Origin of the sequence: Gellertiella hungarica, from assembly GCF_014197145.1 — a bacterium.
Classification (GTDB): Bacteria; Pseudomonadota; Alphaproteobacteria; order Rhizobiales; family Rhizobiaceae; genus Gellertiella; species Gellertiella hungarica.
On the sequence record NZ_JACIEZ010000003.1, the window covers coordinates 309,530 to 322,438 of the forward strand.

The 12,909-nt window shown below is 64.3% G+C and carries 13 protein-coding genes; all 13 read left to right on the forward strand.

Annotated elements, in window-relative coordinates:
• The first annotated feature begins 1 nt into the window (after position 1).
• The 13 genes from GGR23_RS10015 (at position 2) to GGR23_RS10075 (ending at position 12,893) form a co-directional block, all read left to right on the forward strand.
• Positions 2 to 1,111, forward strand: coding sequence for a carbon-phosphorus lyase complex subunit (locus GGR23_RS10015; RefSeq protein WP_183366135.1), 1,110 nt, complete (start codon positions 2 to 4; stop codon positions 1,109 to 1,111).
• A complete protein-coding gene (locus GGR23_RS10020; RefSeq protein ID WP_183366136.1) occupies positions 1,108 to 1,989 on the forward strand; it encodes an alpha-D-ribose 1-methylphosphonate 5-phosphate C-P-lyase PhnJ in 882 nt (293 codons plus the stop codon). Before GGR23_RS10015 ends, GGR23_RS10020 begins: the two co-directional genes overlap by 4 nt.
• The gene (gene phnK, locus GGR23_RS10025; protein WP_183366137.1) at positions 1,986 to 2,762 is read left to right on the forward strand and encodes a phosphonate C-P lyase system protein PhnK; all 777 of its coding nucleotides are present in this window, start codon (positions 1,986 to 1,988) and stop codon (positions 2,760 to 2,762) included. The genes GGR23_RS10020 and phnK overlap by 4 nt, the downstream gene beginning before the upstream one ends.
• 4 nt (positions 2,763 to 2,766) lie before the next feature.
• A complete protein-coding gene (phnL, locus tag GGR23_RS10030) occupies positions 2,767 to 3,474 on the forward strand; it encodes a phosphonate C-P lyase system protein PhnL (RefSeq protein ID WP_183366138.1) in 708 nt (235 codons plus the stop codon).
• Positions 3,471 to 4,085, forward strand: a complete 615-nt coding sequence (locus GGR23_RS10035; RefSeq protein WP_183366139.1) for a DapH/DapD/GlmU-related protein — start codon at positions 3,471 to 3,473, stop codon at positions 4,083 to 4,085. The genes phnL and GGR23_RS10035 overlap by 4 nt, the downstream gene beginning before the upstream one ends.
• 155 nt (positions 4,086 to 4,240) lie before the next feature.
• On the forward strand, positions 4,241 to 5,086 hold the full coding sequence (gene phnC / locus GGR23_RS10040) for a phosphonate ABC transporter ATP-binding protein (protein WP_183366140.1): 846 nt from the start codon (positions 4,241 to 4,243) through the stop codon (positions 5,084 to 5,086).
• Positions 5,087 to 5,174: 88 nt separating this feature from the next.
• Entirely contained in the window at positions 5,175 to 6,077 is a 903-nt protein-coding gene (gene phnD, locus GGR23_RS10045) for a phosphonate ABC transporter substrate-binding protein (protein ID WP_183366141.1), read from the forward strand.
• Between the two features lie 75 nt (positions 6,078 to 6,152).
• Positions 6,153 to 7,115, forward strand: coding sequence for a phosphonate ABC transporter, permease protein PhnE (phnE, locus tag GGR23_RS10050; RefSeq protein ID WP_183366142.1), 963 nt, complete (start codon positions 6,153 to 6,155; stop codon positions 7,113 to 7,115).
• A 26-nt stretch (positions 7,116 to 7,141) separates the two neighbouring features.
• Complete coding sequence (gene phnE / locus GGR23_RS10055; RefSeq protein WP_246365193.1) at positions 7,142 to 8,629, forward strand: phosphonate ABC transporter, permease protein PhnE; 1,488 nt, start codon at positions 7,142 to 7,144, stop codon at positions 8,627 to 8,629.
• 27 nt (positions 8,630 to 8,656) lie between these two features.
• Positions 8,657 to 9,796, forward strand: coding sequence for an alpha-D-ribose 1-methylphosphonate 5-triphosphate diphosphatase (locus GGR23_RS10060; protein WP_183366144.1), 1,140 nt, complete (start codon positions 8,657 to 8,659; stop codon positions 9,794 to 9,796).
• A gap of 151 nt (positions 9,797 to 9,947) precedes the next feature.
• Positions 9,948 to 11,438, forward strand: coding sequence for an aldehyde dehydrogenase family protein (locus GGR23_RS10065; protein ID WP_183366145.1), 1,491 nt, complete (start codon positions 9,948 to 9,950; stop codon positions 11,436 to 11,438).
• Positions 11,439 to 11,561: 123 nt separating this feature from the next.
• Positions 11,562 to 11,864 (forward strand): hypothetical protein, encoded by a 303-nt coding sequence (locus tag GGR23_RS10070; RefSeq protein WP_183366146.1) that lies wholly within the window; start codon positions 11,562 to 11,564, stop codon positions 11,862 to 11,864.
• Between the two features lie 42 nt (positions 11,865 to 11,906).
• Positions 11,907 to 12,893 (forward strand): SDR family oxidoreductase, encoded by a 987-nt coding sequence (locus GGR23_RS10075; RefSeq protein WP_183366147.1) that lies wholly within the window; start codon positions 11,907 to 11,909, stop codon positions 12,891 to 12,893.
• Positions 12,894 to 12,909 lie beyond the last annotated feature (16 nt).

A 12,909-nucleotide genomic window follows, 5' to 3' on the forward strand; every position in this document is an offset into this window, starting at 1 on the left:
CATGTATGTAGCCGTCAAGGGCGGTGAAGCCGCCATTGCCAATGCCCACCGCCTTCTCGCAGACCGCCGCCGCGGCGACCGCGCCATTCGCGCCATCGGGATCGACCAGATCGAAAGCCAGCTCTCGCTTGCCGTCGATCGGGTCATGGCGGAAGCCTCGCTTTACGATCCCTCGCTTGCCGCCCTCGCCATCAAGCAGTCGCGCGGCGACATGATCGAGGCGATCTTCCTGCTGCGCGCCTACCGCACCACGCTGCCCCGCTTCGGCTACAGTGAGCCCGTCGATACGGGCGCGATGCGGATCGAGCGCCGGGTTTCGGCCACCTACAAGGACCTGCCTGGCGGCCAGCTGCTCGGGCCCACCTTCGACTACACCCACCGCCTCCTCGACCCCGCACTTCAAACGGATGAGGCCGTGGAGACGCCGCTGACCCGGACGCCCTCGCCCGAAAACACCAGCCGCGTGACCGACATTCTGAACGGCGAAGGCCTGATCGAACCGGACAGCAGCATGGAAGACGAACACGAGCCGGGCGACATCACCCGCACGCCGCTCGATTTCCCCATGACCCGCGACACCCGCCTTCAGGCGCTCGCCCGCGGCGACGAAGGCTTCCTGCTGGCGCTCGCCTATTCCACCCAGCGCGGCTATGCCCGCACCCATCCCTTTGCCGGGGAAATTCGGATCGGCATGGTGGAGGTGGAAATGGACCTGCCGGAACTGGGCTTCAGCGTGCCGCTCGGCGAGGTTCGTCTCACCGAATGCCAGAGCGTCAACCAGTTCAAGGGCTCGGCCACCCAGCCGCCGCAGTTTACCCGCGGCTATGGACTGGTCTTCGGCCAAAGCGAGCGAAAGGCCATGGCCATGTCGCTGGTCGACCGGGCGCTTCGGGCGGAAGAATTCGGCGAGGATATCGTTGCCCCCGCGCAGGACGAGGAATTCGTCATCGCCCATTCCGACAATGTGCAGGCGACCGGCTTCGTCGAGCACCTGAAGCTTCCCCACTATGTGGACTTCCAGGCCGAGCTCGACCTCGTCCGGCGCATGCGCGCCGAGCAGGGCTTGGCACCCGCAAACACCCAAAGCGAACAGAAGGAGGCAGCCGAATGAGCGGCCTTGCGACCTATAACTTCGCCTATCTGGATGAGCAGACCAAGCGGATGATCCGCCGCGCCATCCTGAAGGCAATTGCCATTCCCGGCTATCAGGTGCCCTTCGCCTCCCGCGAGATGCCCATGCCCTATGGCTGGGGAACCGGCGGCGTGCAGGTGACGGCGGCGATCCTCGGACCCTCCGACGTGCTGAAGGTCATAGACCAGGGGGCCGACGACACGACGAATGCCGTCTCCATCCGCGCCTTCTTCCAGAAGGTCGCCAATGTGGAGGTTACCACACGGACGAAGGAGGCGACGATCATCCAGACCCGCCACCGCATTCCCGAGGAGAAGCTGACCGAGGGACAGGTGCTCGTCTACCAGGTGCCGATCCCGGAACCCCTGCGCTTCCTCGAGCCGCGCGAGACCGAGACCCGCAAGATGCACGCGCTCTCAGAATATGGCCTCATGCATGTGAAGCTCTATGAGGACATCGCCCGCAACGGCCATATCGCCACCACCTATGCCTATCCGGTCAAGGTGGAGGGCCGCTACGTGATGGATCCCTCGCCCACGCCGAAATTCGACAATCCGAAGATGCACATGTCGGAGGCGCTCCAGCTTTTCGGCGCGGGCCGCGAGAAGCGCATTTATGCGCTGCCGCCCTTCACCGATGTGGTGAGCCTCGATTTCGACGATCACCCCTTCACCGTCCAGAGCTTCGAGAAGCCCTGCGCGCTTTGCGGCGCGGAAGGCGTCTATCTGGACGAAGTGGTGCTCGATGACCGGGGCGGACGCATGTTCGTCTGCTCCGATACGGATTATTGCGAGGACCGCCGTGCGCAAGGCTTCCTCGGCGATCAGGGCGTGCCCCTGAAGGAGGCTGCGGAATGAGCGTCGAACCGCTTCTGAAAGTGAACGGCCTGACGAAGATGTATGGCGCGCGCATCGGCTGCGCGGATGTCAGCTTCGATCTCTGGCCAGGTGAAGTGCTTGCCATCGTCGGGGAGTCCGGCTCCGGCAAGACGACGCTGCTCTCCTGCCTTTCCACCCGGCTAGAAGCCACCTCCGGTTCCGTCGAATACCATATGCGCGACGGCGCCTATCGCGAGCTTTCGCGCCTCACCGAGGCCGAGCGGCGCTTCCTGATGCGCACCGACTGGGGCTTCGTCCACCAGAACCCGGCGGACGGGCTGCGGATGACGGTTTCCGCCGGCGCCAATGTGGGCGAGCGGCTGATGGCCATCGGGCACCGGCGTTACGGCGAGATCCGCGAGGCTGCTTCCGACTGGCTGTCGCGGGTAGAGATTTCGCCGACCCGCATCGACGACCAGCCGCGCGCCTTTTCCGGCGGCATGCGCCAGCGCCTGCAGATTGCCCGCAACCTCATCACCGGCCCCCGGCTCGTCTTCATGGACGAACCGACCGGCGGCCTCGATGTGTCCGTGCAGGCGCGCCTCCTCGATCTCGTCAGAGGCCTCGTGCACGATCTCGGCCTGTCGGCCATCGTCGTCACCCATGACCTCGCCGTCGCCCGGCTGCTCTCGCACCGGATGATGGTGATGAAGGACGGCCATGTCATCGAGCAGGGCCTGACGGACCGCGTGCTCGACGATCCGCGCGAGCCCTACACCCAGCTTCTCGTCTCCTCCATCCTGCAGGTCTGATGCCATGCCCCACCCCCTCGAAGTTTCCCGCGTGGCGAAAAGCTTCACCATGCATCTGCGCGACGGCATCCGGCTGGATGTCGTCCGCAACGTATCCTTCTCGGTCCCGGCCGGGAAATGCGTCGTGCTCGGCGGCCCCTCCGGCGTCGGCAAGAGCTCCATTCTCAAGATGCTCTATGGCAATTACGGCGTGGACAGCGGCGAAATCCGCATTCTCCACTGCGGCGCGCCGGTCGATCTCGCGACGGCCGATCCTCGCACCGTACTTGAAGTTCGTCGTGAAACCCTCGGATATGTCAGCCAATTCCTTCGCGTCGTTCCTCGCGTCAGCGCGCTGGATGTGGTCGCCGAGCCGCTGGTGGCCCGCGGCGCTGCCACCGATCAGGCACGAGACAGGGCGGCGACGCTGCTCGCTCGCCTCAACCTGCCGGAAACGCTCTGGGCACTTCCGCCCGCCACCTTCTCGGGTGGCGAACAGCAGCGCGTCAACATCGCCCGCGGCTTCATCACCGATCACACCGTGCTGCTTCTCGACGAGCCCACGGCATCGCTCGACGCCCGCAACCGGCAGGTCGTGGTGGAGATGATCCGCGAGAAGAAGAATGCAGGAACCGCTCTTCTCGGCATCTTCCACGACGAGGAAGTCCGCGATGCCGTGGCGGACGAGATCCTGGATGTATCTGCCTTTTCCGCAAGGGAGATGGCCGCATGACCAAGCTGTCCGAAAAGCCGCTTATTCATCCCACTGCCGAACTCCATGACGTGCGCCTCGGCCGCTACACGGAAGTGGCAGAGCGCTGCCGCATCAGCGAAGCGGAGATCGGGGATTACTCCTACATCATGCAGGATGGTTCGGTCTGGTGCTCCACCATCGGCAAGTTCGCCAACATCGCCTCTTCGGTACGCCTCAACGCCACCAATCACCCGACCTGGCGCCCAACGTTGCACCACTTCACCTACCGCGCCGGTGACTACTGGGCGGAGGAAGAGAACGAGACGGACTTCTTCGCCTGGCGGCGGGAGAGCCGCGTGATCATCGGCCATGACGTCTGGATCGGCCATGGCGTGACGGTCCTCCCCGGCGTCACGGTCGGTGACGGCGCGGTGATCGGCGCTGGCGCCGTCGTGTCGCGCGATGTCGCGCCTTACACCATCGTCGGCGGCGTGCCGGCAAAGCCTATCCGCGAGCGTTTCGACCGGAAGACGGCGGATGCTTTCCAGGCACTCGCCTGGTGGGATTGGGATCATGACAGGTTGCGCGCAGCGCTGCCCGATTTTCGGGACATGTCCGCCGAGGCATTCCTGAATAAATACAGTGAATAATAGTTATTTTCTAAAGTTAAAGTGAAACGTTCACAATGCAACAAAACCGACTCGAAACTGACATCTGCCCTTCATGAACCTGCTTTAAGTCAATGACCATGCCAATGAACGGTATGCGCTCAGCATCCGGTAGAGCCGCAAAAGGGGGATAACCCATGTTCCAGCTCCGTGACGTCACCTGCCAGTTCGGCCGCAAGCTCGCGGTCAACAATGTCAGCCTCACCATTCCCGAGGGGCAGATGGTGGGCGTGATCGGCCGCTCCGGCGCCGGCAAGTCCACTCTTCTGCGCATGCTGAACCGGTTGGCGAAGTCCACTTCTGGCTCCATCCGCTACGGCGACATCGACGTCACCGCGCTGCGTGGCGCCGGTCTGCGGGCATGGCAGCGGGACTGCGCCATGATCTTTCAGCAGTTCAACCTCGTGCCGCGCCTGGACGTGCTGACCAACGTTCTGCTCGGTCGCCTCAACGAACGCTCCACCGTGATGAATGTACTCGGCCTTTTCAGCCGCGAGGAGCGGATCGAAGCCATTGCCGCCCTGGAGCGCCTCGGCATCGAGCAGGTGGCGCTGCAGCCTGCCGGCACCCTGTCCGGCGGCCAGCAGCAGCGCGTGGCGATTGCCCGCGCCCTGATGCAGCGCCCGAAGGTTCTTCTTGCGGACGAGCCGATCGCCTCGCTTGATCCGCTGAATGCGAAGATCGTCATGGATGCGCTGCGCGACATCAATGAACGGGAGGGCATCACGGTGATTGTCAACCTGCACACGCTCGATACCGCGCGCACCTATTGCCAGCGCATCGTGGGCATGGCTGAAGGCAGGGTCGTGTTCGATGGCGCCGCTGAACATCTCGACGGCCAGGCCGTCGCCACGATCTACGGAACGGAGCAGGCAATCGACGAGACGATGACCTCCACCGCCCTTCCCGAAAGACAGGCCGCCCTCGCGCGCCCTGCCACCCCATCCGCCAGCCTCCAACCGCTGGTACTCGCGGGCCTCTGACGGCCCGGATCGTCAGCCCGCGTCAAGGGCACCCGCTTCATCTGCCACGCAATGATCCGGCAAGGACCGGACGAGGGAGACTATTGTCATGAAGAAGATCCTGTTCAGCACCGTCGCGCTGCTGTCGCTCATGGGCGCAGCCCATGCGGAAGACCTGAAGGAGTTCCGCATCGGCCTGATCGGCGGCGAGAACGAAGCCGACCGCCTGCGCAACCACCAGTGCCTGGTCGAGAAGCTCCCGGCCGTTCTGGGCGTCGAAAAGGTCTCGCTGTTTCCGGCAGCCGATTATGACGGCGTGATCCAGGGCCTGCTCGGCGGCACGCTCGACTTCGCCGAACTCGGTGCGTCCGGTTTTGCCAAGATCTACCTCGCCAAGCAGGACGCCGTTCAGCCGATCCTGACCACCGTGCAGACCGACGGCTCCAAGGGCTACTACTCGATCATGGTCGCCCGCAAGGATAGCGGCATCACCAAGCTCGAGGACCTGAAGGGCAAGAAGCTTGGCTTCGCCGATCCGGACAGCACCTCCGGCTATCTCGTGCCCCTCGTCTCGCTGCCGAAGGACATCGGCATGCCGGTGAAGGAATTCTTCGCCGAAACCGGTTTCGGCGGCGGCCATGAAAACCTCGTTCTCGAAGTGCTGAAGGGCACCTTCGACGCGGGCACCACCTTCGGTTCGGGCGTCGGCGAGTTCAAGACCGGCTACACCTCGGGCAACCTGAAGAAGATGGTCGACAAGGGCATCCTGAACATGGACGACCTGGTCGAGCTGTGGCGCTCGCCGATGATCCCGAACGGCCCGCTCGTGGTGCGCACCTCGCTGAACGACGAGATGAAGGCCAAGTTCAAGCAGTTCATGATGGATCTGCCGAAGTCCGATCCGTCCTGCTTCGCAGCCATCGAGGGCGGCGACTTCCAGTCCTTTACCGAAGTCAACACCGACTTCTACGCCCCGATCATCGAGGCCCGCAAGGCAACCGTTGGCGGCTGATCCCCTTCCGCCATCTCGCCGGCGATGCGGTCATTCGCGTCGCCGGCCTTTTCCCTCTCCTGACATGATGCAGCAATGACCCGTGAACGGCCCACTCCTCCCGTCCTGACAGACAGCGGTGCCCATGTAGAGCGCCACTGGAACGCCCTTGCTGCGCGCCGGCGGGCCTACAGCCTGCTTGGCCTGGCGCTGCTCCTGGCTGCGACGGTTGGCTCGCTGTGGTTTGCCAACGAGACCAATGCCGGCAAATTCTTCGACCGGCTGCCCTATTTCTTCGATTTCTTCCGCGATTTCGTGCCGCGCGATGGCCTGGAGATCTTCCGGGCGCTGTTCGACCTGCCCTCGCCTTATGACAACGGCAGCTTCGAGTACAACTACCCGGAAGGCCGGCATTACCTCGCGGGTGGCATCTACCTGCCGGAATATGTCTTCAAGATGATCGAGACGCTGAACATCGCCCTGTTTTCGACAGTGGTTTCAGCGGTCATCGCCTTCTTCCTGGCCTTCGTGGCTGCCCGCAACATGATGCCCAACCCCTGGCTGAGGAATCTGGTTCGCCGCGTGCTCGAAGTGTTGCGCGCCTTTCCCGAAGTGGTGGTCGCAGGCTTCTTTCTCGCCATCCTCTCCCTCGGCCCGCTACCGGCCATCGCCGCCGTCACGCTTCACACCGTCGGCGCGCTCGGCAAGCTCTTCTACGAGGTGATAGAGAATGCCGACATGAAGGCAGAGGAAGGCCTGCGCGCCGCTGGAGCCAACTGGATCGAGCGGGTGTGGTTCGGTATCGTGCCCCAGGTGCTGCCGAACCTCGCGAGCTATACGTTGCTTCGCCTCGAGATCAACGTTCGCGCCTCCACCATCATCGGTGCGGTCGGCGGGGGCGGTATCGGCGAGTTGCTCCGCCTTTCCATCAGCCAGAACCACGAGGCGAAGACCCTCGCCATCGTGCTTCTGCTTCTTCTCACCATCATCGCCGTCGATCACCTGTCTGCCTGGCTCCGCGAGCGGCTGGTTGGCGGGCAGGCTTTCCGCGCCGCCTGAAGGGGCAACAAGAGATGCAACAGGTCATGGACCGCTCATTCCTCGAGGGCATTGCCCTCCGCCACGGCGATATCCTGAAGGTCAGCGACCGGCGAAAGTACCGCATGCCGCTGATGCTTCTCGCCCTCGCGATCTATCTCGCGGCAAGCTGGTGGTTCTTCTCGATCGGCGCGGTTCTGTCCCGCGCCAACTGGACGATCGCGGGCTCCTATCTCGCCCAGTGGGTGAGCTACGAGGTGCGGCCCGAATTCCGCATCGCCGATGACGGCACCATGTCGCTCAGCTACGGAAGGCACTCGCCGCTGGGCGAAAACCCCGAGCCGGAGTGGGTGTCGCTCCAGTCGGAAGAGCGGCTCGTAGAGGCAGCAAAGCCAGCCGCTCCGTCTGCGGCGGCGAAGCCTGCTGCCGATACGGGCTTCATGATCCCGGCATCCCCGACAAAGCCGGATGGCGCTGCAATGCCGGCCACCGCCGAGCCGGTCCGAAAAAACGTGATCCTCGCTGCCGATGTGCGGTTCGACCGGTCCACGGACATGAACATAACGCCCGGCCTCGTCACCATCGACCATGGCGGCGAAACGCTCTCCATCGCCATCCGCGGCGGCAGGGCAGATCCGGAAGGTCCGTTGCCGGCATGGGCCGAGCAGAAACGCCCGGGCGAAAAGATCGTGCTCTCGTTCGGCCTGACCGGCTGGGCTGAAGTTTCCGCGGACCGCGTCGTTGCGCGCAACCGCTTCTTCGGCTGGGCAAACTTCTTCTTCGACACGAGCTCACCCTTCTTCGGGAAGTCCTATGCGGAGGTGCTGCAGCTGATCCTTTCCGGCGAGCGGCTCGATCCGAAACAGTCCAATCTGTCGCTTGCCTGGAACAACATCTGCTACAATGCCGAATGGCAGCATCTGGATGTCTGGACAAAGCTGCTGCAGACCATCGTGATGGCTTTTGCGGGCACGCTCTTTGCCTGCCTGGTGGCTTTCCCGCTGGCTTTCGTTGCCGCCCGCAACATCACCGGCAGCCGCCTTCTGAACCAGATCACGAAGCGGTTCTTCGACTTCCTCCGGTCGGTGGACATGCTCATCTGGGCGCTGTTCTTCACCCGCGCCTTCGGGCCGGGACCGCTGGCCGGCATGTCGGCCATCTTCTTCACCGACACGGGTACGCTCGGCAAGCTCTATTCGGAAGCGCTCGAAAACATCGACGACAGGCAGCGCGAGGGCGTCCGCTCCGTCGGTGCGTCGCCCATGGAGATCCAGCGCTACGGCGTCCTGCCGCAGGTGATGCCGGTCTTTGCCAGCCAGGCGCTGTATTTCTGGGAATCCAACACCCGCTCTGCGACCGTCATCGGCGCGGTCGGCGCGGGCGGCATCGGCCTCAAGCTTTGGGAAGCGATCCGCACCAACTCCAACTGGCACAACGTTGCCTACATGGTGATCCTGCTGCTCGTCGTCGTCTTCATCTTCGACACGATATCGAATGCGCTCCGCAGCCGTCTCATCAACCGCAATCCGCACTGACATCAAGAGAATAGAAGGCACTCCCCAATGTCCCAGGAATTCGTCATCCGCAATGCCCGCCTCGTCCTGAGAGACCGGGTCGTCGCTGGCAGCCTGCAGGTCCGCGACGGCAGGATCGCCGATATCGGCGAAGGCCACGGAACGGCCGGCGAGGACTGGGAGGGCGATTACCTCATCCCCGGTCTGGTGGAGCTGCACACGGACCATCTGGAAAGCCATTATTCGCCCCGCCCCGGCGTGCGGTGGGACAAGCTTGCAGCAATACAGGCCCATGACGCGCAGGTCGCCTCGGCGGGCATCACCACGGTCTTCGACTGCCTGCGCATGGGCTCGGACGAAAAGGGAGGTTTTGCCGCCGGCGAGATGCGCGACATGGCAGATGCACTGGAGCAGGCCGCGGACGAGGGGCGCCTCAGGGCGGAGCACCTTCTGCACCTGCGCTGCGAAGTCTCCGCCCCGGATGTGCTCGACCACTTCGAACCCTTCCGCGGCGATGCGAATGTCCGCCTGGTCTCGCTGATGGACCATGCCCCGGGCCAGCGCCAGTTCCAGACGATGGACCAGTACACCCTCTACTACAAGGGCAAGACCGGCATGTCGGACGAGGAGTTCCGCGCCTTCGTCGACCGCCGCCTTGCCAATTCCGCTGCGTTTGCCGCGCCACACCGCAAGGCGCTGGCCGATCATTGCCGCCGGAACGGCATCACCGTTGCAAGCCATGACGATGCGACAGCGGAACACGTGCAGGAATCCATCGATCATGGGGTGCGGCTCGCGGAGTTCCCGACCTCGCTGGAAGCCGCCAGGGCCTCTCATGCGGCGGGCCTGAGCGTGCTGATGGGCGCACCCAACATCGTGCGCGGCAAGTCCCATTCCGGTAACATCGCGGCGCGGGATCTTGCCGCGGCCGGGGTGCTGGATGTGCTCTCGTCGGATTACGTGCCTCTCAGCCTGATCCATGCGCCTTTCGTGCTGGCGGACCAGAACGAGGCGATGGACCTTCCGGCAGCCATCGCGCTCGTGACGTCCACGCCCGCACGAACCGTCGGTCTTGACGACCGCGGCGAAATCGCGCCCGACAAACGGGCCGACATGGTCCGCATCCGCCGTATTCACGGCGTGCCGGTGGTGAAGAGCGTCTGGCGCGAGGGAGAGCGGGTGGCCTGAGCACGTCCACCTCCAAAAAAATGCTCCGCATAGGAGCGGATTATTTCACATTCCCCGCCCCTAGCCCGAAGGACAGCTTTGCGCTTAGTCTCTGCTCCGACACCATCTTGGGCTCGCCTCCTGCGGCCTTTCGGAATGTGGGATCAGAACCATGAGCAACCTCGATCACCGGCTGGCGGAAGCGCGCGCCGAAGCCGCCATCGCCGGCCTCCCGCGCGGTCATTTCATCGACGGCGCATTTGTCGCGCCTCTCGAAGGTGGCGAGATGGAAAGCTTCGATCCGGGGCTCGGGCGGCCGTTCGCATCCTTCGCAAACGGCTCTCAGGCGGACGTGGACCGCGCGGTCCAGTCCGCCCGCAAGGCACAGAAAGCCTGGGCGCGGACAGCCCCTGCAGAACGGGGCCGCATCCTGCGCCGCATCGCCGACCTCATCCTCGAGGAGGGACGGCGGCTCGCACTCGTGGAAATGTTCGATGCGGGCAAGCGGCTTCGCGAGGCGGAGGGCGATGTCAGAAGCGCCGCACGGGGCTTCGAGTATTATGCCGGAGCTGCCGACAAGCTGGAAGGCGCACAGATCCCCGTCGGCGAAGGTTATCTCGCCTATACGGTGCAGGAACCGGTGGGCGTGGTTGCGCAGATCATCCCCTGGAACTATCCGCTGACATCGGCGGTCCGGGGCGTCGCGCCTGCACTGGCCTGTGGTTGCAGCGTGGTGCTGAAACCGGCGGAACAGACACCCTTCACGGCCCTGCTCCTGGCCGAGATCTGCAAGCGTGCCGGGCTGCCCGATGGTGTGTTCAATGTGGTGACCGGGACCGGTGCCCGGGTCGGCGGACCGCTGACCGCCCACGGCGACATCGACCACATCACCTTCACAGGCTCGGTTGGCACCGGCAGCCGGGTGATGAGCGAGGCCGCCCGCAACATTACCCGCGTCACGCTGGAGCTCGGGGGCAAGTCACCGCATGTGCTGCTCGCCGATTGTGACCTCGACCGCGCCATACCCGATGCCATGGGCGCCATTTTCGAGAATGCCGGGCAGATCTGCTCGGCGGGATCGCGGCTCATCGTCGAACGTGCGATCCGCGACGAGGTGGCCGAACGGCTCTCGAAGGCCATGGCGGGCTTGCGCACCGGTCACGGGCTGGCCAATCTCGATGTCGGCGCTGTCAATTCTGCAGAGCAGCTTGCGCGGGTCGAGGCGCATGTCGAGGGTGCCCGGGGCCGGGGAAACAGCATCATTTCCGGCGGTACGCGTCTCTCGCCCGAGGATGCACCCGGCGGATGGTATTTCGCCCCTACCCTGATCGAGGCCCCCGATCCGGCCGATGCCATCGTGCAGGAGGAAATCTTCGGGCCCGTCCTGACGCTTCAGGTCGCGGACGATTTCGACCACGCTGTCGCGCTGGCAGATGGAACCGGCTACGCCCTTGCCGGGGCGATCCATACCCGCGACCTGACCAAGGCCGTGCGCTTCGCTCGGGAGGTGGATGCGGGGCAGATCTACGTGAACGAGTATTTTGCAGCGCCTTTCGAAGTTCCCTTCGGCGGAAACGGCAAGTCGGGCTTCGGGCGGGCCAAGGGTCTCGAAGGCCTTAAGACCTATTGCAAGCTCAAGTCGGTGACGATGAAGCTCGTCTGACCGAGCGAGGCGCCGGAAGCCCTCGCCCGCCTTTCCCTGCGGAACCTTCGCTCGGCCTTTGCGGTTTTGCCTTGGCACGCCTGCGCGTCCCGCGCGGTGCGTCAACCGCAAGGGAGATGCCCCATGAATCCCGAACCCCACCGCCTGCAACAGGATCCGCCGGAAGGCGACCGCGATCTCATCGACCGCGAACTTGCCCGTCAGGACCGCAAGCAGCAGAACGAGACCGCCCGCGATCAGCTTTCCGGCCAGGAAAAGCAACCGGGCGAAGGCCCCTCCAGCGACGAGCGGGCAGCAGAGCAGCTGAAGGCCGGCGCTGAAGACGATGCCGGCAAGCCAGCCGAAGGCCCCGGCGATCGGGAAACCGACAACAGCCGCGCCATGGACGAAGCCGCGCCGCAGACCGGCGTCCGCCCCGGTCCGTGACTTCGGCGTTCCTCATGTTCCTCGGTATGGGAGATCAGACACGTGAAGAAGAATCTGCATGAGGCCGTTGTGGTGATCATGGGCGCATCGAGCGGGATTGGCGAGGCAACGGCACTCGCGTTTGCCCGCAAGGGCGCCCGGCTGGTGCTGGCGGCCAGGAATGCCGCGGCGCTCCAGCATGTGGCCAAGCTTTGCCGCGAGGAAGGTGTGGACGTGCTCGTCCATCCGACCGACGTGACGCAGGCGGAAAAGGTAAAGGAACTCGCCGAGGTGGCCCAGAGCTTCGGCGAGATCGATGTCTGGGTCAGCAATGCGGGTGTCGGTGCCGTGGGCGCTTTCGAGGAGACGCCCATAGAGGCGCATCACCGGGTGATCGAGACGAACCTCATCGGTCACATCAATGACGCCCATGCGGCTATCCCAGTGTTTCGAAAGCAGGGGCATGGCGTCTTCGTCAACATGATCTCGCTCGGCGGTTTTGCCTCCACGCCCTTTGCGGCGGCCTACGGAGCGAGCAAGTTCGGGCTCAAGGGATTTTCCGAAGCGCTGCGCGCCGAAGTGGCCGACATGCCCGACATCCATATCTGCGACATCTATCCCGCCTTCATCGATACTCCCGGCCTGAGCCACGGCGCAAACTATACGGGCGCGGAGCTTTCCGCTCCGCCTCCGGTCTATGATGCGCGGAGCGTGGCAGACGCGATCGTGCGCGTGGTGCAGCAACCGAAGGATACGACGACTGTCGGAAGCTTCACCGACCTCGTCCGCGTCGGCCATTTCCTGGCCCCCGCCTTTACCGCCCGTGCGATGGCATGGGTCATGCGGCGGCACTTCCAGAAGGCGGAGAAGGCCGCCCGCTCATCCGGAAACCTGTTCCGGCCGGCGCGGGACCCCGGCGGCATCGATGGCGGCCTCAGGCCTTCGGTACCTCCGGCCGCGGGAATCGGACTGGCTGCCGCCCTCTTCGTCACGGGATTCGTGATCGGTGCCGTCGAAGGAGCGGCGTCCCCATCGAACCGCCGCCGTTGAGACATGCAACAGGGCC

Bases quoted from the DNA above. Each gene is read 5' to 3' on its own strand.
- GGR23_RS10015 (WP_183366135.1), top strand. From the start codon at position 2: ATGTATGTAGCCGTCAAGGGCGGTGAAGCCGCCATTGCCAATGCCCAC.
- GGR23_RS10020 (WP_183366136.1), top strand. From the start codon at position 1,108: ATGAGCGGCCTTGCGACCTATAACTTCGCCTATCTGGATGAGCAGACC.
- phnK (WP_183366137.1), top strand. From the start codon at position 1,986: ATGAGCGTCGAACCGCTTCTGAAAGTGAACGGCCTGACGAAGATGTAT.
- phnL (WP_183366138.1), top strand. From the start codon at position 2,767: ATGCCCCACCCCCTCGAAGTTTCCCGCGTGGCGAAAAGCTTCACCATG.
- GGR23_RS10035 (WP_183366139.1), top strand. From the start codon at position 3,471: ATGACCAAGCTGTCCGAAAAGCCGCTTATTCATCCCACTGCCGAACTC.
- phnC (WP_183366140.1), top strand. From the start codon at position 4,241: ATGTTCCAGCTCCGTGACGTCACCTGCCAGTTCGGCCGCAAGCTCGCG.
- phnD (WP_183366141.1), top strand. From the start codon at position 5,175: ATGAAGAAGATCCTGTTCAGCACCGTCGCGCTGCTGTCGCTCATGGGC.
- phnE (WP_183366142.1), top strand. From the start codon at position 6,153: ATGACCCGTGAACGGCCCACTCCTCCCGTCCTGACAGACAGCGGTGCC.
- phnE (WP_246365193.1), top strand. From the start codon at position 7,142: ATGGACCGCTCATTCCTCGAGGGCATTGCCCTCCGCCACGGCGATATC.
- GGR23_RS10060 (WP_183366144.1), top strand. From the start codon at position 8,657: ATGTCCCAGGAATTCGTCATCCGCAATGCCCGCCTCGTCCTGAGAGAC.
- GGR23_RS10065 (WP_183366145.1), top strand. From the start codon at position 9,948: ATGAGCAACCTCGATCACCGGCTGGCGGAAGCGCGCGCCGAAGCCGCC.
- GGR23_RS10070 (WP_183366146.1), top strand. From the start codon at position 11,562: ATGAATCCCGAACCCCACCGCCTGCAACAGGATCCGCCGGAAGGCGAC.